13 protein-coding genes and 1 pseudogene are annotated in these 18,137 nt (G+C 71.6%); 10 read left to right on the top strand and 4 right to left on the bottom strand.

Annotated elements, in window-relative coordinates; genetic code table 11:
- Window positions 1–14: 14 nt before the first annotated feature.
- From ACTIGN_RS29355 to ACTIGN_RS29345, 3 genes are all read right to left on the bottom strand, one after another.
- The gene (locus ACTIGN_RS29355; protein ID WP_439630613.1) at window positions 15–2,957 is read right to left on the bottom strand and encodes a DUF1553 domain-containing protein; all 2,943 of its coding nucleotides are present in this window, start codon (window positions 2,955–2,957) and stop codon (window positions 15–17) included.
- Window positions 2,958–3,052: 95 nt separating this feature from the next.
- A complete protein-coding gene (locus ACTIGN_RS29350; RefSeq protein ID WP_439630611.1) occupies window positions 3,053–3,472 on the bottom strand; it encodes a hypothetical protein in 420 nt (139 codons plus the stop codon).
- 80 nt (window positions 3,473–3,552) lie between these two features.
- On the bottom strand, window positions 3,553–4,515 hold the full coding sequence (locus tag ACTIGN_RS29345) for a DUF1559 domain-containing protein (RefSeq protein ID WP_439630609.1): 963 nt from the start codon (window positions 4,513–4,515) through the stop codon (window positions 3,553–3,555).
- 515 nt (window positions 4,516–5,030) lie between these two features.
- On the opposite strand from ACTIGN_RS29345, the gene ACTIGN_RS29340 reads away from it, so the two are divergent.
- Entirely contained in the window at window positions 5,031–5,270 is a 240-nt protein-coding gene (locus tag ACTIGN_RS29340; RefSeq protein ID WP_439630607.1) for a hypothetical protein, read from the top strand.
- Between the two features lie 29 nt (window positions 5,271–5,299).
- Window positions 5,300–5,686 carry a hypothetical protein gene (locus ACTIGN_RS29335; protein ID WP_439630605.1) on the top strand — a complete coding sequence of 129 codons (387 nt, stop codon included), beginning with the start codon at window positions 5,300–5,302 and terminating at the stop codon, window positions 5,684–5,686.
- A gap of 969 nt (window positions 5,687–6,655) precedes the next feature.
- Here ACTIGN_RS29335 and ACTIGN_RS29330 read toward each other — a convergent pair.
- Window positions 6,656–10,618, bottom strand: coding sequence for a protein kinase domain-containing protein (locus tag ACTIGN_RS29330; protein ID WP_439630603.1), 3,963 nt, complete (start codon window positions 10,616–10,618; stop codon window positions 6,656–6,658).
- Window positions 10,619–11,227: 609 nt separating this feature from the next.
- Between ACTIGN_RS29330 and ACTIGN_RS29325 the strand changes: the two genes are divergently transcribed.
- From ACTIGN_RS29325 to ACTIGN_RS29290, 8 genes and pseudogenes are all read left to right on the top strand, one after another.
- Window positions 11,228–11,734, top strand: coding sequence for a DUF2924 domain-containing protein (locus tag ACTIGN_RS29325; RefSeq protein WP_439630601.1), 507 nt, complete (start codon window positions 11,228–11,230; stop codon window positions 11,732–11,734).
- Window positions 11,731–12,591 (top strand): annotated as a pseudogene (locus ACTIGN_RS29320) (recombinase family protein); the annotation flags it as partial. The gene ACTIGN_RS29325 and the pseudogene ACTIGN_RS29320, both read left to right, overlap by 4 nt.
- Window positions 12,589–13,326 carry a zinc ribbon domain-containing protein gene (locus ACTIGN_RS29315; protein WP_439630655.1) on the top strand — a complete coding sequence of 246 codons (738 nt, stop codon included), beginning with the start codon at window positions 12,589–12,591 and terminating at the stop codon, window positions 13,324–13,326. The pseudogene ACTIGN_RS29320 and the gene ACTIGN_RS29315, both read left to right, overlap by 3 nt.
- Entirely contained in the window at window positions 13,323–13,754 is a 432-nt protein-coding gene (locus ACTIGN_RS29310) for a hypothetical protein (RefSeq protein WP_439630599.1), read from the top strand. Before ACTIGN_RS29315 ends, ACTIGN_RS29310 begins: the two co-directional genes overlap by 4 nt.
- 103 nt (window positions 13,755–13,857) lie before the next feature.
- A complete protein-coding gene (locus ACTIGN_RS29305) occupies window positions 13,858–14,640 on the top strand; it encodes a hypothetical protein (RefSeq protein WP_439630598.1) in 783 nt (260 codons plus the stop codon).
- Window positions 14,633–16,426 carry a winged helix-turn-helix domain-containing protein gene (locus ACTIGN_RS29300; protein WP_439630596.1) on the top strand — a complete coding sequence of 598 codons (1,794 nt, stop codon included), beginning with the start codon at window positions 14,633–14,635 and terminating at the stop codon, window positions 16,424–16,426. Before ACTIGN_RS29305 ends, ACTIGN_RS29300 begins: the two co-directional genes overlap by 8 nt.
- A gap of 594 nt (window positions 16,427–17,020) precedes the next feature.
- Complete coding sequence (locus tag ACTIGN_RS29295) at window positions 17,021–17,536, top strand: sigma-70 family RNA polymerase sigma factor (RefSeq protein ID WP_439630594.1); 516 nt, start codon at window positions 17,021–17,023, stop codon at window positions 17,534–17,536.
- A gap of 74 nt (window positions 17,537–17,610) precedes the next feature.
- A complete protein-coding gene (locus ACTIGN_RS29290; protein WP_439630592.1) occupies window positions 17,611–17,904 on the top strand; it encodes a hypothetical protein in 294 nt (97 codons plus the stop codon).
- The last annotated feature ends 233 nt before the right edge of the window (window positions 17,905–18,137 follow it).

Here is an 18,137-nt window from a genome sequence, read left to right as displayed (position 1 = left end):
GTGGCATCGGGCGGTCAGTCGACGTACACGAACTCGGTCGCGTTCAGAAGGATCCGGCAGAGCACCGGGAGGCCGTGCGCCCGGACCACCTCCGCGCCCCGCCCGGTCTCGGCCGGGGTCGCGGGTCGGCCGAAGGCCAGAACGAAGGCCCGGTTCACCTGCGCGTCGACCTGGTCCCCCGCCTCGGCCTTCACCCGGGCGGCGAAGTAGCCAGCCTGCTTGAGGGTGAACGCGTTGTTCATCAGTGCGAGCGCCTGGAGGGGCGTGGTGGTGGTCGAGCGGGTGGGGGTCAGGTTCGCCGGGTTCGGACAATCGAGGGTGGTGAGGAACTGGTGCGGGGTCGTGCGGACGGCGAACCGGTAGACCGTCCGCCGCCATACCTCGGGGGCGTCGGGAGGCAGGTACTCGTACACCGGCGCGTACGCCTCCGTGTACCGAAAGTCCTGGTACCCGGGTCCGTGCATCTCCCGGTTCAGCTTCCCGCTCACCGCGAGAATCGTGTCGCGGATCGCTTCGGCCTCCAGCCGCCGCGGGGGGAACCGCCAGAGCATGCGGTCCGCCGCGTCTCTCGCCAGTCCGGCCGCGACCGGCTTCGAGGATTGCCGGTACGCGGCCGAGGTGCAGACGAGTCGGTGGAGTTCCTTGACCGACCAGCGGCGGGCGGCGAACTCCTCAGCGAGCCAGTCGAGCAGTTCCGGGTGGGACGGCTTCCCGCCGCCGAGGCCGAAGTCGCTCGGGGTGTCCACGAGCCCGGTCCCGAAGTGGTAGTGCCAGATCCGGTTCACCGCCACGCGCCGGGTGAGCGGGTTGCGCGGGTCGGTAATCCACTCTGCCAGGGCGGTCCGGCGCTCGCCCTCGGGCGTCGCCGCGGTCCCGAGTGCGGCCGGGAGCGGCAGGCAGGAAACGGCACCCGGCGCGACTTCCGCCTGGGGGTCCTCCGGGTTGCCCCGGCGGTGGACCCGGACCGGGGGGGGCGGGTCGGACTCGACCGCGTAGACGCGCGGCCCGGCCCCCCCGCTCAGTTCGCGCCGCACCTCCGTGGCCCGGAGGGTCAGGGCCGCGATGTCCTTCCACCGGTCCGGGGGCACCCCAGCGGCGTCGGCCGCCCGCAGCCACGGGTCGGCGAACCCGACCTGGTCGTGCGAGATCCCGTTCCCGTTGTCCGTCGCCATGAGCGTGAGGAACCGGGCGTCGGCCGGGACGCGGATCGAGACCCGAGCGGGGCCGTCGTCGCGCCCGAACGCGAGCCGCCGGTACTGCTCCCTGCCATCGACGTAGACGAACGCACTCGCGCCGGCCTTCTCGGTCTTGCCGAAGTATCCGACGGTCGCGGTGAACGTGAGTTCGCGGGGCGCGCCCGCCGCACGCAGGGCCGCGAGGTCGAACGTCACGGCGGCGTTGGCGTGGAGGCCGAGCAGCGTGTGCCCGCCGGCCGCGTAGTCGGTTTCCCCGAGTTTGGTCGAGAACTGGGCGTTGACCGGCCCGTTGCGGACCGCGTCCCAGACCTGCGCGGACGTCTCCGGCACGTCCTTCACGACCAGACCGGTCGAGGTGACCGGGGTTCCCGCTGGGGCCGCGGTCGGGACCACGAGCCCGTCCACGAACCGGACGTCGGACCTCGCGTAGGTGTTCGGCTTCACTCCCGCGAGGAGTTCGCGGGTCGCGTCCTGACTGCGGCCGGAGAGCGGGTCGATCCCGCGACCGGGCGTCCCGGTCCCGCGGCCGTCGCCGCCGCCGACGATGTCGGCCAGGTCGTACGCGCCGCCGGTGGCGGTCACGCGATCGGCCCGCACCTTCACCAGGGCCGCTTCGAGTTCGGCCCGGCGGGCGACCGAGGGGCCGCTCGCGGGCAAGGGCCGGTCCGCCCGCTTGACGCCGGCGAACACGGCCGTGAGGGCGAAGTACTCGCGCTGACTGATCGGGTCGATCTTGTGGTCGTGGCACCGGGCGCAGTTCACCGTGAGCCCGCACGCCGCGGTCATGACCTGGGTGACCATGTCGTCCAGGTCGTCCGCCCGGGCGGCCCGCCGGAGCACCTCGCTCCTCGTCTCGGCCTGCCCCACGAAGTCCCACGGGCCGGCCGCGAGGAACCCGGTGGCGGAGACCGCGTCGGGGTCCTTCGGGCGGGCGACGTCGCCGGCGATCTGGTCGGCGAGGAACCGGTCGTACCGGAGGTCGGCGTTGAGCGCCCGGATCACCCAGTCCCGGTACCGCCAGGCGTTGTCCCGCCGCATGTCCCGCTCGAACCCGTGGGTGTCGGCGTAATGTGCGACGTCGAGCCAGTGCCGGGCCCACCGCTCGCCGTAGTGGGGCGACGCGAGGAACTCGTCCACGAGCCGCTCGTAGGCCCCCGGCCGCTCGTCGCGCAGGAACGCTTCGACCCGCTCGGGGGTCGGCGGCAGCCCGAGGAGGTCGAACGACAGCCGGCGGATCAGGGTCCGCCGGTCCGCCTCCGGCGACGGGCTCAGTCCCTCCCGTTCGAGCCGGGCGAGAACGAACCGGTCGATCTCGTTCCGCGGCCAGTCGGCGTTCAGCACCCGCGGCACCGCGGGGCGCGCCACCGGCTGCCAGGCCCAGTGCTGCTTTCGCGGGTCCGGACCGGCCGCGTCGCCGCCCGGCCATTCGGCCCCGGCGTCGATCCACTTGCTGATCGCGGCGGCCTGGTCTTTCGTGAGGGGGTCGCCCTTCGGCGGCATGCGAAGGCCCGGATCGGCCGACACCACCCGGCGCACGAGTTCGCTCTCGCCGCTCTTCCCCGGGACGATGGCCGGGCCCCCGTCGCCGCCCGCGAGCGCGGGTGCCCGGGCGTCCAGCCGGAGGCCGCCCCGTTGCTTGTCCGCCCCGTGACAGGAGACGCACCGCTCTCGGAGGACCGCCCGCGCGGCGTCGCCGTCCTTCGGGCCGTCCGCCGCGACCGGGGTGACCGCCAGGAGGACGAGGAGACCGGAGAGGCGCATGGCGGTGGGTCCGAGCGGAAGAGGTCTCACGGTCGCGTCCCTGTGAGTTGTCGCGGCGAGGCGGGCAGTGCGAACGGGGAGGCAGCCAAGCGGGCTCAGCGCGCAGCGGGGGGGGCCGGTTGATCAACGAGGGCGAACGCGAGTGCCGGATCGCCGCCCTCGGGGACGTCGGCGGTCAGGGTCGTGTTCACGTTGTACTGGGCGGGGATGTACTGCTCGAACTTCGGGGCGTTCACGACCTTGTCGATCCCCGCGGCGCGGCTCGCCCGGACCTTGACGCGGTAGGGGCCGGGCAGGAGCTTGAGCGCGAACGCACCATTGCGGACGTCGGTGCCCTCGGGGCGGCCCGCCGGGTCCGCCGGTTCGAACGTGATGGTGCCCTCGGGGAGGGGCCCCCCGCGCCAGGTCACGGTTCCGCCGACCTGTGCACCGGTTGGGGCACCGCCGCAGCCCGTCAGACCTGTCAGCAGGGACACGAGTGCCACCGCGGTCGCGAGGCGTCCGGAGCGAATCATGAGGAGAACTCCAGCGGGCGGGCGGGAACCGCCGGGGCCGCTCCCGCCGGTCGGGGCACCAGCGGGAGCGGGCCGGCCGCTCAGAAATCGTTAGCGACTTCGCCCCCGGCGCGGGTCCCCGCGTTGAGGTAGTTCGAGGGGGTGACGCCGTTCGTGATGAACCGGACGGAGCCGTCCGTCATCACCGCGTTGACGCCGCCGGTGTGGCGGCTCCGGGCGAGGGTGTACCCGCCGATGAAGTTCGTAGCGGGCTGGCTCGGGGCAGCGGGCAGCACCTCGGTGCCGTACTCGAGCACGTCCTTGATCGACGAGTTCGGCGGGTATATGGTGCTGAACACCGTGCCCCCGTGGATCGGGTTCCAGTAGCTCCCGCGCATGTCGAGCGGGGACGGCCCGGCCGTGTTGGTGCCCGTCGCCTGGTTGAGTTCGGACCCGAGCAGCGTGTTGCTCGTGCCGTCCGTGACGTCGGTGATCCGGGTCTTCGACGCGCCGTAGATGACCCCGTTCAGGTCAGTCCCGACCGAGGAGGAGGCGGTCCCCGCGTACGCGGTGCTCCCGGCGCACAGGGCATAGTTACCCTTGAAGGCGGTGTCGACGGCAACTGCGGACTCCGACGGGCACCGGAGGGTCGGGATCTGTCGCGTGGCCGCGGTCGTGAGCCAGGGGCCCGGGAGGTTCGGGGCAGCGTTCCACTCGGCGAGCAGGTTCCCCTGCTCGATGTAGCTGAGGATGTCGAGGTGCCACCCGCGGCGATCGTTCGCCGCGGCGGCGTTGTCGGCGCGGTAGAACCCGCCGGGCACGGCCGACGGGAACCGGCTCATGGAGTCGTGGTGCGCGTGTAGCGCGAGCCCGAGTTGCTTCAGGTTGTTCTGGCACTTGGCCCGGCTCGCAGCCTCGCGGACCTTCTGGACCGCGGGCAGGAGGAGCCCGATCAGGATCGCGATGATGGCAATCACCACCAGCAGTTCAATCAGCGTGAACGCCCGCCGGGAGGGAGCGCGAACCGGCCAATAGTGTTGATGAGAGGTCTGTGAGATTTTCATAGCAGATTCTGGATGGGATGAGAATAAAGTTGTTCAGCCGGGGGCTGGTACTGTATCAATCTTTTAAGGAAGTTGCAACCGGTATAGACCGGTTCGGGTTCGCTGTGGGAAGCGACGCACTCGGGGCGGAGGAGCAGTGGGATAGGGGTGGATCACTCCTCCACAATCCGGAGGACTCGTGTCGGCTATAAAATGCAGTCGGAATCGAAATGCCAAGCCATCGCGTGACCTGTCACAGGTCCGCTGCGGCGGGTGAAGGCCGAGATCGGGGGCGGATTGACGCAAGCCAGTGGGGGACGCAAGGAGTACAAGGACGACGAGGGGAAGGTCTCCAAAGTGGTCCAGTGGTTCGGGTACAAGTTGCACCTGTTGGTCGATGCGAGACACGAGGTGGTGTTGGCTTCCACATCACCGACACCAAGGTGGGCGACAAGGGGTGAATCGAGGCGCTAATCGAACAGGCGCAGGTCAACCTGCCGGCGGACCCCATTGAGACGCTGGCGTACGACAAGGCGGTGGACGACAGTAAGTCCCGCGAATCGCTGCACGACGCGGGGATCAAGCCCCTGATCCAGAACCGCGCGACGTGGCCCAGGGACGGCGAGCAGGAGCAGGCGATCGGCGGGCGTGTTCCGCTGCAAGTGGTTCACGACGAGTTGGGCATGGTGCACTGCTACGACACGTCGAGCACGACGCCGGTCCCCCAGGCGATCAGCTACGCGGGCCACGATAGGAGCCGCGGGGCGTTAAATTAGCAGTGCCACGCGGTGGTCGAGGGGTTCCGATGTGCGAGCGCGAAGACGTGCATCGCGGGGAAGTCGTACGGCATGACGGTGCGTGTGCCGGAGGGATCGAGCGGCGTCGGTTCCCGTCGATCCCGCGAGCGACGCCCCAGTTCGAGCGCCTGTGTAAGGGCCGCACGAGCGTGGAGCGTGAGAACAACCGGCTGAAGGTGTTCTGGGGCCTGGACGACGGGTACGTGGTGGGCTCGCGTCGGGTCTGCGCCCATGTGGTCGCGGTCCGGATCATTCACTCGGCGTTCGCGACGCTGTTGGCGAACGCCCAACGCCAGGAGGGTTCGTTCGGAACCATGAAGCTCTCACCCGCCGCCAACAAGTTACAGGAACTCATCGGCGAAGGTGCAGAGGCAACCCCCGGAGGGGAGAGATAGAAGTCCACATCGCAAGCCCCTCCCCGTAGAACCGTTCGCTTGGTGCACGTGGGACAAGACCAGCGCGCGGGTGAATGATTGAGTATTAGGCCGATCGTGCGGCATTACGGCCGTTATATACGTGTCGCCATTGCGCGAAGCCATCCGCTCGCCAAATCTTTATCTTCCGCCCCAGGCACCGGGGTGTTCGCGAACGGGGCGGCTTCAGGTTCCGCGGCCGCGACCCGTTTAGTGAGTGGTCCACCGCCGTTACGGATGAGCGGCGGGACCGGTCCGAACGGAACATCCCGGGGCGGTCCGGCGCCACGAATCGTGTCCAGAAACGGGTCAGAAATGTCTCGCGCTGTTAACCGGATCGGCTGTTAGTTTTGTGTGCAGACCCTTTAGACAGTCCGGTTAACACCTCGGAGTTCGAGGAGTGTCACACTCGGACACCGAGAGGTACTCGACACTTCGCCCGGTTAACACTCACATGCGGCCACCACGTCTTGCGATCCCCTAGAAATCCCTGATGATGGTGACGTTCCCGCGCGCGAATCTCGCGCGCGTGTTCGCGCGCGGGAGTTCGAGGGGTGTTCCGCTCGGGGAGCTTTCTGTCCGGTTACGGAACTTCGGCACAGACGAGTTAACGGAGCACCCCGGGAGTTTGGCCCCCGGGGTGCGGCCATTTTACCCTAGAATTCCAAGGGTTTCGCGCTTCCGCGGACGCTCGTCAAAGTCTCCAGTTCGAAAGAGATCACTCGGGGTCCGAGCGCAACCCACGGGGTTACACTCGGACCCCGAGTGTCTCCCCGAAAAACCTCAGTGTCTCGCCCCCGAGACGGACACGCCGGTTAACACTCGACCGTCAAGAGTGGCGACCGTTCGCCTCGGCTTGAGAGGCAAGCGGGTTCCGCCCGTACGAGGAGCACCCGCCGCAACTGCGGCGGGTGGGTGTCTCCGTGGCTCTGCCGACGGGTTCTTCGGATCTCACGGGTTCCGCGGGGTGACCGCCCCCGCAGTGGCCACCACATCGTAGACGATGGCAGTGGCAGATTGCTTCCGATCCACCACGACCGCCGTCCGCCCGTCGGGAGCGAAAGCGACCACGCTGCCGCTGCCGTCGTTTGTCGCAGGGAGTTTCATTTGCCCGATCCCCGTCCCACGGGCGCCGTCGAACAAATTGAGGAACCAATCGGAGCCTCTCGCGAGACTCACGACCAACTTCCCGTCTGCGGACAACTGGTAGCTGTTTTGCAGGCCTCTGTCGGCGAGAACTGCGATCGACGTTCCGGTGTGCCCGTCGACGAGAACGCGAGTGGCGCTGTCGCCGTTGAACCCGTTACACACGAGGACTCTCGCGTCACGCGACGCAAAGAGAACGTAGAGGGGCCGGCCCACGGGACCGAACTTCCACTCCCCGTCCGCTTCACCGCTTGGGAGCTTGAACCACTGCCCCCGGCCAAAGTTATCGACCACGAGGACCCGCGATGAGTCGGCGTTGAACAGGACCGACCCGCTCTGCCATTCGGTCGAGAGAACGTCCTTCCCGGTGCTGGTGTCGCGAACGCGGAGCGGCGTTGTGAACCTCTCGGCACTCGTCACCGCGTTCAGCCACTTCCCGCGGCGACTCAGCGCGGCGTAGCGGCCGTTCGGGGACGCCTGGAAGACGACGTCGGGCTCCTCGTTACCCGTGGCCGGGGGTAAGACCGGTAGAGTGATCCGTGCCGCCGCGTTGCCGTTCTTGTCCGTCACCAGCAACTCTTTATCCCCGAAACAGGCCGCACCAACCTTCCCGTCGTTCAGGATCGCAACGAGGAGCGGGCCGTTCGACTTCCCGGGCGTCATTACTTCCCGTGTGCCCCCGCTCTTGACGTCCATCACGACGACGCGCCGATCCGCGCCCGTGAAAACAACTGACCGCCCCTCGAGATCGAATTGTGCGCTTTCCGCCCCGAGGTTCCGGAGCGGATACCGCTGCCGCTCTTGGAACACCGAAGCCGCGGGTGTCGGGTCCGGCGTCGGATTGGGCGGCGTGTCCTTTGGCCTCCCCTCGGGGCCGGACCCGTCCTGGCCCTTGAAGAGTAACCCGAGAGCGGTCGTTTCGGTGCCGACGATCTTCCCGACGATCCCGACGACCGGGGCCCCGTCGCTCAGCACCTTGCTCACGTCGCCCTCGCCGTTGAAGCCGGCCCACTCGCCCTCGTAACTGTCCTTGGGGTCGAGGGTCCCGTCCCCCTTGACCCTCATGTACGTGAGGGAGAACCCGTTGCACCACCACCCGGCCTTGCCCGTCATCCCGCCGACCGCGTACCCGGCCCGCGCCCGCATCGTCACCGCCCCGGCGAAGTTGGTCCCGAACGACTTGCCGGCCTCCTCCCTGCCGCTCACCCGGTAGATCGGGCGGACGGCGCGGGCGATGTCGGTGGCCCCGAACTTCGCGAATCGGACGTCCAGCCCGACCAGCGTCGCCCCCTCGGGGCCGACCGTCTTGAACTTCGGGTCGTGCTCGATCGACCCGAAGATGTACGGCTCCTTGCCCGGGGGCACGACGTTCGCGCCCTTGGGCGTCGGGGTGATCGGCTCCTTGCCCCCGGTCACGGCCTTCGGGCCCTTGGGCACCGAATCGGGGCCTTGCACGCCGGCAACGGGCGGGTCGGGTTGCTTGCCCCGGCCCGTGAGCACTGCGGCGGCCGCGATCAGAACGATTACCCCCAGTGCGATCGCACCGCCGGCCCATGCGGGGAGCCCGCCCGCCGCCCGGGGCTTCTTCCGCGACGGCCGCGGCCGCTCCGAATCCTCGTCTCGCTCCCGCCGCCGCTTCCGTGCCGGGGGGTCGTCATCCTCCCGATCGCGGTCCCCCCACGCCGCATCCAAAGTCGGGCTGCGGGTCGTGGCGGTCGGCTTTGCGGTCGAGTCGAGCTGGTCCAACTCGGCGAGCACCCGGGCGAACGACGCCGGCCGCGCCTTCGGGTCTTCTTCCAGGCAGCGGCCGAGCAGGTCGGCGAGGCCGGGTGGGAGCCCCTGCCAGTGGCGGAGCGTCGGCTGTGGGGTCTGGAAGAGGGCGAAGCAGCAGGATTTGGCCCACCCGTAAACGTCCGAGTACGGTCCGACCTTTGCGCCGTTGCCGCGGCCCATCTGCTCGGGTGCCGCGTAGTCGACTGTCCCGGCGATGCTCTCCCCGGCCAGCGTCTTCGACGCCCGGGACGTCGACACGTCCGGCCCCGCGCGGTGGCGGACCGCGAGCCCGAAGTCGATCACGCGGACCTCGAACGCGTCGCCGCTCCGCCGCACCAGCACGTTCCCGGGCTTCACGTCTCGGTGCAATATCCCTTTCGCGTGAGCCGCCCCGAGCGCCTCGGCCAGGCTGCGGGCCAGTGGGATCAGGCCTTTCACGGCGACCGGCCCGTTCGCACGGACGTGCTCGTCGAGTGCCTGCCCCGGGAAGTAGTCCATGACCACGAACGGGCGGTCCTTCGTCGCCGCCTCCGCGTACCCGCAGTCGGTGACCCGGACGATCCCGGGGTGTTGGATCCCCGCCGCCGCCCGGGCCTCGGTGAACACCGCCTCGAAGTCCTGGTCGGGGCCGGCGCCGGAGAGCGTCTTCACCACGACGTGCGCGTCCATGTACTTGTGCTTGCACAGGAACGCGACGCCGAACCCGCCCGCGCCGAGGATGCGCTGCGGGACGTACTTACCGACGGGGAACGGCGCGAACCGCCGGCCGTCGCAGCGGACGGCCGACACCAGCTCCTTCAACGCACTCGTCCAGTCCCGCGACTCGAGCGCCGCCCGGTAGGCGTTCAGGTGGGCCGCACCCTTCGCCACCGGGTCATCGACCGATTGAGCAACTGCGGCGAAGTCGGACTGCGCGGCGGCGAACTCCCCGGCGGCGACCTCCAGCATCCCGACCGCGTTTTGCAGCGCCGGGCGGTCGGCCCGCTCGGACTCCGGGAGCCGACGGTACTGCGCGATCACCTTCTTCACGAGCTCGCGCTCGCCGTCGGTTCGGACCGACAGGCTGTCGTGGGGCCGCACGGCGGGGCGGCCGGTCTGGTCGAGCTTCCCCTGGAGGGCGAGGATCGCCTCCATGATCTGCCGGTTCTGGTCGCCGAGCCGGTCCTGCTCGGCGCGGATGTCCAGGGCGACGGCCTTGACCTCGGCCACCCCGGCGGCCAGTTCGCCGAGCGCCGCGTCGAGGCGGTCGGCCTGCTCGGTGACCAGGCGGTCGAGGGACGCGAACTGGTTCTGCTGGGCCTCGGCGAGCCCCTCCAGCCGCGCGAACGTGAGCCCGCGAGCGAGTTCGGCGTCCCGCTCCACGGCCCGGCGGAAGAAGTACCGGACGGCGACGCCGAGCACCGGTAGGGCCGACCCGCCGGGGCGGAACCCGACCACCGCGGCCAGCGCCGGGTACCCCTCCGCGGTGAGGTCAACGGCGACCGCGGCGGCGGCCCGCCACTGTGCGGCGGCGAGGTCCGCGGGGTCGTCGAACCGCGCGAACACGCCGACCGACTCGGCCATGCCCGCGGGCGTGAGGCCCGTCGGCTGGAGGTGGCCGGCCTTGCGGGCGGCGCGGAGCTCGCGCGCCGCGGCCCTGCGGTCGACCGGGTAGTTGCCGTCCACGTTGGCGGCCGCGAGCAGCCCGCGGACGTCGTGCCGGAACGCCTTCATGTCGCCGGCCGCGACCGCCCCCTGGAGGCGGTCCCAGAGCGAGTCGCCGGCGAGGACCAGTTCGAGCGCCCGCCACGCCCGGTCGGTGGCCGCCTCGATGGCGGCCGTCAGCCGCGACGACTGGTCGGTGAAGCGGGCCTGGAGGAAGCTCAGTGCGGGGGCCAGCGCCGCCGCGGCCGTGCGGCCGCCGGGGTCGCCGACCGCCGCCGAGAACTTGGCAACGGACGCGGCCCCGGCGACGAGTTGTTGGAGGGCGACTCCGATCAGGTGCTCCGAGACCATGTCCGTTCCTTGGTCGAGGGGATTCGGGGGCCTGCGGACACCGCCCGGCCCGGCCGGTGGGTCCCGAGGTGTGCATGCGTACCCGCCCGGTTGGGCCGCGGGGCGATCGACCGTCCCCAGAGAAGATACCCGCCCGAAGCGACGGTGTCGATTCGCAACGGTCACGGAGGCTGCCCGACCCTTTCCCCGACGCTCCGGGCGCCGTTGGTGTAGTTAACAGGTAGAGACGCTTTCGTCCCGCCAGACAGCCGCCGGTCGCCGAGCGAAGGTCGCTGTGGGCCCACCCCCCGAGGTGCCCACGTGACTCCGTACCCCGACCCCGCTGGCCTCACCCCCGACGACCGGCTCCGCGAGCTCGCCCGGGTCCTCGCGACCGGCCTGCTCCGCCTCGCGCTAGCGGCCGCTGTCCCCGCCACTTCTGGGCTCGCAGAACGGGAGCCGGGCCACTATTGGGTCATGCCGATCCCGGCGGCCGCTGTCCCCGCCACTTCTGGCCTCGCAGAACCCTCGGAATTCCGCGCGAACGACCTTGCGGTGTCGCCCGCAAAGAGCGTCACTGTCCACGCCGGTTGACGCGCCCCGAGACCACCAATTTGTAGGAGATTAACGATGGGAGTGAACGTCGCGCGGGAGGTCGCCGCGCTCCAGCGGATGACCCCCAAGGAGCTCTCCCGCCGGTTCGCCGAGGTGTTCGGCGAGCCCACCAACGCCCGCAACCGCGTGTGGCTGGTCCGCCGCATCGCGTGGCGGCTCCAGGCCCTCGCCGAGGGTGACCTGTCCGACCGGGCGCGGAATCGCGCGAACGAGCTCGCGTGCGACGCCGACCTGCGCCTCAACCCGCCCGCAGCACCACGGGCGCCGGAGCCAGCCGCGGCCGCGGAGCGGACCCGCACCAAGGAGCCCGCGGCCGAGGCGGACGCCCGGCTCCCGGCCCCGGGCACGGTCCTCACGAGGGCCTATAAGGGCGCCACGATCCAGGTGAAGGTCCTGGCCCGCGGGTTCGAGTACGCCGGCACCGTGTACGGGTCCCTCAGCGCCGTCGCCAAAGCGGTCACCGGGAGCCACTGCAACGGGTTCCTGTTCTTCAAACTCCACACGAAGGGCGGTGCCGCGTGACCACCACGAAGAACAGGCCCGAGTCCCGCGCGACCGTGAAGTTGGTGCGGTGCGCGGTGTACACCCGCAAGTCCACCGAGGAGGGGCTCGAGCAGGAGTTCAACTCCCTCGACGCCCAGCGGGAGGCCGGCGAGGCGTACGTCCGCAGCCAGGCCGGCGAGGGGTGGGCGCTCAACCCGGACCGGTACGACGACGGCGGGTTCACCGGGGGCAACACCGACCGCCCCGCCCTCCGGCACCTGATGGCCGACATCGAGGCCGGCAAGGTGGACTGCGTGGTCGTGTAGAAGGTGGAACGGCTGTCCCGCAGCCTCCTCGACTTCGCGCAGATGATGCGGACCTTCGAGGACCGGAGCGTGTCCTTCGTGAGCGTGACCCAGCAGTTCAACACGGGCACGTCGATGGGCCGGCTGGTGCTGAACGTGCTCCTGTCCTTCGCCCAGTTCGAGCGGGAGATCATCTCCGAGCGGACCCGGGACAAGATCGCCGCCACCCGCCGCAAGGGCAAGTGGGCCGGGGGCCACCCGGTCCTCGGGTACGACGTCGACCCCAACGGGTACCGCCTGGTGGTCAACGCGGACGAGGCCGAGCGGGTGCGGGCCATCTTCGCCCTGTACCTCGAGCACCAGGTCCTGCTCCCGGTGGTCCGAGAGTTGGAACGCCGCGGGTGGGTGGGCAAGCGGTGGGCCACCCGCCGGGGCCCGGAGCGGGGCGGGGAGCCGCTCACCCGCACGAGCCTGTACCGGCTCCTCACCAACCCCGTCTACGTCGGCAAGGTCAAGTACAAGGACGAGGTCCACGACGGCGAGCACCCGGCGATCGTGGACCCCGGGGTCTTCAGGCGCACCGGGGCCATGCTCCGCCGCAACGGGGCCACCGGTGGCGCCACCGTCCGTGGGGCGTTCGGATCGCTCCTCAAGGGGCTCCTCAAGTGCGGCCCGTGCGGGTGCGCCATGTCCCCGACGCACACCACCAAGGGGGCCCGCCGGTACCGGTACTACGCGTGCGTCGCGGCCCAGAACAAGGGCCGGGCCACCTGCCCCACGAAGGCGGTGCCCGCGGAGCCGGTCGAGCAGTTCGTGGTGGACCAGGTGCGGGCCGTGGGCCGCGACCCGGCGGTGCTCCGCGGGGTCCTCGACCAGGCCCGCGCGGTCCACGCCGAGCGGACCGCCGAGCTCGAGACCGAGGAGAGCGGGCTCACGAAGGACCTGACCGCGTGGCACCGCGAGGCCACCCGGCTGTCGGTGCAACTCCGCCCCGGCGGGGACAACGGGGACGTCGTCGGGCGGCTGGCCGAGCTGCACGAGCGGATCGGCACCGTCGAGGGCCGGGTCACGCGGGTCCGGGACCAGATCAAATCAGTGGCCGCACAACTCATCGACGAGGGGGCTGCGGCCTCGGCCCTGGCCGCGTTCGACCCGGTGTGGGGGACGCTCACCCCGCGGGAGCAGGCCCGGGTGGTCGGGCTCCTGGTCGAAACCGTCGGGTTCGACGGCCGCACCGGCACCGTCGCGGTCACCTTCCGGCCCGCCGGAATCACCACTCTCGCGAAAGAACTGACCCAACACGCGCTCGAGGAGGACGTCGCATGAACACGCACAGCGCACCGCTAGCGGTGGCGGGCACGGTCCACTTCGGCCGAGCCGGGCGCGGGGCCCGCAAGGTCCTGCGGCTCGGGCCCGCGCCGGCCGAGCCCGCGCCCGGACGCGTGCCCCGGGTGGCCCGGCTCACGGCCCTGGCGATCCGGTTCGACCGGCTCCTCCAAGACGGCACGGTCGCGGACCAGGCCGCGCTGGCCCGGCTCGGGCACGTGACGCGGGCCCGGGTGAGCCAGATCATGTCCCTCCTGCACCTCGCCCCCGACCTCCAGGAGGCGGTCCTGTTCCTCCCGAAGGTCGAGACCGGCCGGGCCCCCCTGCTCCTCCGCGACTTGCTGCCCATCGCCGCCACACCCGAGTGGAGAACCCAGCGCGCCCTCTGGCGGAAGCTGGCGGCGCGACCGGACCGGACCCCGAAGTAATTTCGCAGAATTCCGGATCACCGACATCGCGGGAGGAAAGACGCCGCCAACATACTGAACGCGGGTACAAATCCGACTCCTTCCTACCCAGGGGCCACAGGCCATGGGCCACAACCGGCTCGGGACCCTTCCCGACACCCGACCCTGGCGGCGGGTCGTCGCCCACATCGCCGAGGGCGACAGCGCCGCCGCGGTCGCCTGCGCCACCTCACGAGCCGCCGTAACGGGTTTCGACCGCGGGGCCGGCGACCGCGGGGTGGCCCGCGTCGTGTTCCTCCTCGCCCGCGCGGCCGCCGCGGCCCGGGCCGACGCGTTCCACACCGCCCTCGGCGGGGTCGGGGTCACCGTCCCCGCGAACCCCGGGCTGTTCGACCTCACCGCCGGGTTCGCCGCCGCGGTCCAGGACTGGTACCGCACCCACCGGGACCCGCGGACCGACCTCGCCGAGGTCGCGGTGCTGGCCGCCGCCGAGACCCTGACCGCCCTGGTCGGGGACCGCGCCGACGGGCTGTTCCCCACCGGGGACGACGTCCGCCGCGCCGTCCGCGACCTTTCCACGCAGAACGGGTTCGCGCACCTGGCCCACGAGTTCTTCGCCCGGTTCGTCCGCCGGTTCCTCATGTACCACCTCGGCCGCGAGTTGTCCCAGCACGTCGGGGGGAACAACCGGTTCGCCGACACGGCCGCGTACGCCGCGTTCGTCACCGAGATCGACACCCACTGCCGCGAGGCCGCGGCGATCGTCCGCCGGTTCGCCGGCGAGTGGCACAAGAAGAACAAGGTCGAGGCCGGGATCTCCGAGGCCCAGGCCCGCGGGTTCACCGCGTACTGCCTGCGGAAAAAGATCGCCCCCGAGCTCTTCATCCGGGGGGCGCGCGGTGGCTGACCCCGTCCTGGTCCTCTGCGGCGGGCCCAGCCCCGCGGACGTCCCGTCGCGGTGGCGGCGGCTCGCCCGCCTCGCCCTCGACATCGGCGGCGGCGAGGACGTCCACCTCGCCGTCTCCCAACTCACGCACCGGATGGGCGCCACCGTGCCCGACGCGGCCATGGACCTGCTCGAGGTCGCGACCTACGTGTTCGCCGCCGACCAGGCCCTCACGCGGGGCGGGACCGCCGGGGTCGACTACGGGGACGCGTGGCGCCGGCGGCTCCGCTTCGTCATCCCGGTCCGCGACCCGGAGCGGTGGCGGCGGCCCGAGGTCCAGCTCGCCTTGGTCGCGGCCCTCGAGTTCCTCACCGACGACCAGTACGAGTTCGCGTTCGTCCTCGCGGCCGACCCGGCCCGGCCCGACCGGTACCTGACCGACACCGTGGCCCCCGGGGGCACCGAGTTCGAGGAGGTGGCCCTGTTCTCGGGCGGGCTCGACTCCCTGTGCGGGGCCGTCGAGGAGGTCCTGGTCGCGGGCCGCCGCGTGGCCCTGGTGAGCCACCGGTCCGCGACCCGCGTCACCGGCCGCCAGGGGGCCCTGAGCGCCGCCCTCGCGGCGCGGGCCCCCGACCCCCGGCGGCGGCCCCTCCACGTCGGGGTCACCGTGAACAAGGGCAGCAACCTGAACCGGGAGTTCACCCAGCGGAGCCGGTTGTTCGTGTTCGCGTCGGTCGCCGCGGTCGTGGCCCGCCAGGTCGGCCTGGACCGGGTCACGTTCTACGAGAACGGGTGCACCAGTCTGAACCTCCCGGTGAGCCCCGAGCTCATCGGGGCCAGCGCGTCGCGGACCACCCACCCGCAGTCCCTGGCCCGGATCGGGACCTTCTTCACCCACCTGTTCGGCACCCGCTTCGCGGTCCGCAACCCGTGCCAGCTCCTCACCAAGGCGCAGATGCTCGAGCGGCTGCGGGCGCGGGACCACGCCGACCTGTGCGCGCTGACGTGCCGTTGCGGGAGCGTCTGGGCGCGGTTCAAGCACCACCCCCACTGCGGCCGGTGCTCCCAGTGCGTCGAGCGCCGGGTGAGCGTCCTCGCCGCCGGCCTCACCGACGCCGACGACCCGCCGGGCCGGTACACCAGTGACCCGCTGACCGGGGAGCGGACCGGGCCCCAGCTGACGTTCGCCGAGCGGTACGTGGGCACCGTCCGCAAGGTGGAGCGGATCGCGACGGCCCGGGCGTTCGCGGTCCGCTACCCGGAGGTGAACGCGGCGCTCCCGTACCTGCCCGGGACCGCCGACGAGGCCGCCCGGGCGGTGTTCGAGTTGTGCGTCCGGAACGCCCGCGGCGCGTGCGGGGCCATCCGCCGGGCGTTCGGCGACCGCGCGGAGAGCCTGTTCCAACAGGAGATTCCGGCCCGGTCCCTGCTCGGGGTGGCCCTCGAGCGGGCCGCGCCCCTGGCCCCCGGCCCCGCCCCAGCGGTCGCGCAGGGGCCCCCGGTTCCGGGGTTCGTCGTCGACCCCGGCCGGTTCGAGGTGCGGCTCGACGGGGTGCCGTGCGGCCTCGGCAACACCCTCGACTTCCGCCTCGTGGCCCGGCTCGCCGAGGCCCGCGGGCAGTACGTCACGGTCCAGACCATCGCCGCGGAGGTGTGGGCCGACCCGCGGGCCAACAAGAACAGCATCCAGCGGGTGGCGAGCAGCGTCCGCCGCCAGTTCCGGGATCACGGGTACTCCGGCGTGGTGGTCGATGGGGACGAGGACGGCTACTACCGGCTCGTCGCCCCGTACCCGCCGGCGCGGTGACCCCGACAGTATCAGCGCCGCATCAGCGCGACCGCCAGCGCCGCATCAGCACAGGGGTGCATTGTGATCGTGCCGGTGCCAGTTCGGGCCGGCCGATCACGGAGCACCCGAGTCATGGCCGCACCGCACCCGTTCGCGCACAGCCCCCTCACCCCCGCCCGGCGCCGGTTCCTCGACCTCCTGCGGGACGTCGGGTTCGGGCGGGTCCACGCCCTGGCCCTGGTCGCCGGGGACCCGGTCCTCGACCCCCTCCCCCGCGTCACCCGCACGTACAAGTTCGGCGGGGACCACGCCCGGCCCCGCTCCCCGCCGACCCCGCCCTCAAGCGGGCCCACGTCGACCTGTTCCTCCTGTTCGACGCGATCGGCACTGGGACCCTCGACGAGCTCCTCGTCGCCCACGGGCTCCCGCTCCACGCCGAGCGGACCGGCTGACCCCCACCCCCGGCCCCGTCACGACCCCACCACCCGACTTTCGACCGGCCGCGCAGCGGAGGCGAACGTGGGCACCGGCCCCCGGTGTTCGCCGCGCCCCGCCCCGCGCCTCCCGGTCCCGTCGTGCCCGTTCGCCCCCCGCGGCCGGAGGAGCGCCTCCGTGCCCCACGCACCCGACGAAGGAGCCGACGATCGCATGTGCCCGCGGGTCGCGGCCATCATCAAGGCCAAGGCCGCCCGGCTGGCCGCCCGGGCCGGGCTCCGGCCCCAGGACCGGGAGGACCTCGAGCAGGAGCTGGCCCTCCACGTCCTCGAGCGGCGGGACCGGTTCGACCCGGCCCGCGGCACGTGGCCCGCGTTCGCCCACCGGCTGGCCGAGCGGTTCGCGTCCAACTTCCTCCGCGCCCGGCGGGCGGCGAAGCGGGACGGCGGGCCCCTCGCCCCCCTGACCGCCGACGTGCCCGGCCCGGAACCCGGGGACCCGGAACTGCCTGCGGAAGTCGCCCGGGCGCTCGCGGGCCTGCCCGACGACCTGCGGGCGGCGGCCGAGCTGGTCATGGCCGCCACGGTGGCCGAGGCGGCCCGAAAGCTGGGGGTCGCGCGGTCGACCGTGTACGCCCGCCTCGCCGAGCTGACGGGCCGGGCCGAGGTGGCCGCCCTGGCGGACTTCCTGTGAACTTCGCCCGACAGTTTCCGACCGCCCGGTGTAGTTCTCTAGTGGGGGCGCGTCGCCCCCGGCAGGAGGAGCCGATGAGCCCGCCGAAGTACCGCTACACGTTCGACCCCGGCGTCCCGGTGGGGGACCTGGAGGAGACGCTCCTGCTGGCCGTCATCGCCACCGAGAGCCTGCACGGCGAGAGCCAGACCCGGCTCGACCTGGACCAGGCCTTCGACGCGGCCGCGCGGGCCGCGGTGGTCGACGCCTCGACGGACGTCGGCCGCGACTTCAACAGGCTGTTCGTTGGCTTCGCCGCCCGCGAATTCGGCCGGCGGTCATTTCAGGTCGAACGGGTGGCGGCCAAGCTCGAACCCGCGACGGTGTAGTTCCTTTTCCTTCACCCGGCACCGCCGGCGCACACCCGACCCAATAGGTCCGGGGCGTCCGCGGTGCGCGCCGAGGAGCCCGCGCGTGAGCGAGCACGACGACGACCCCGACTACGTGACCGAGGACGAGTTGATGGACCGCGGGATCGATCCGGCCCTGGTTCGGGTCCTGTGCCCGTGGGCCACCGAGTACACGGGCCACGACGGCCGCCGGTGCTGGCCCGCGGCCGACC

The sequence above is a fragment of the Gemmata sp. genome (assembly GCF_051859125.1).
Taxonomy (GTDB): domain Bacteria; phylum Planctomycetota; class Planctomycetia; order Gemmatales; family Gemmataceae; genus Gemmata.
The sequence above is the reverse complement of the archived record's forward strand: the minus strand, read 5'-3'. Positions and strand labels throughout refer to the sequence as shown.

What these genes read in the sequence shown, in the direction of transcription:
- ACTIGN_RS29355 (WP_439630613.1), bottom strand. Translation starts at nt 2,957, where the DNA reads ATGCGCCTCTCCGGTCTCCTCGTCCTCCTGGCGGTCACCCCGGTCGCG.
- ACTIGN_RS29350 (WP_439630611.1), bottom strand. Translation starts at nt 3,472, where the DNA reads ATGATTCGCTCCGGACGCCTCGCGACCGCGGTGGCACTCGTGTCCCTG.
- ACTIGN_RS29345 (WP_439630609.1), bottom strand. Translation starts at nt 4,515, where the DNA reads ATGAAAATCTCACAGACCTCTCATCAACACTATTGGCCGGTTCGCGCT.
- ACTIGN_RS29335 (WP_439630605.1), top strand. Translation starts at nt 5,300, where the DNA reads ATGTGCGAGCGCGAAGACGTGCATCGCGGGGAAGTCGTACGGCATGAC.
- ACTIGN_RS29330 (WP_439630603.1), bottom strand. Translation starts at nt 10,618, where the DNA reads ATGGTCTCGGAGCACCTGATCGGAGTCGCCCTCCAACAACTCGTCGCC.
- ACTIGN_RS29325 (WP_439630601.1), top strand. Translation starts at nt 11,228, where the DNA reads ATGGGAGTGAACGTCGCGCGGGAGGTCGCCGCGCTCCAGCGGATGACC.
- ACTIGN_RS29315 (WP_439630655.1), top strand. Translation starts at nt 12,589, where the DNA reads ATGCTCCGCCGCAACGGGGCCACCGGTGGCGCCACCGTCCGTGGGGCG.
- ACTIGN_RS29310 (WP_439630599.1), top strand. Translation starts at nt 13,323, where the DNA reads ATGAACACGCACAGCGCACCGCTAGCGGTGGCGGGCACGGTCCACTTC.
- ACTIGN_RS29305 (WP_439630598.1), top strand. Translation starts at nt 13,858, where the DNA reads ATGGGCCACAACCGGCTCGGGACCCTTCCCGACACCCGACCCTGGCGG.
- ACTIGN_RS29290 (WP_439630592.1), top strand. Translation starts at nt 17,611, where the DNA reads ATGAGCCCGCCGAAGTACCGCTACACGTTCGACCCCGGCGTCCCGGTG.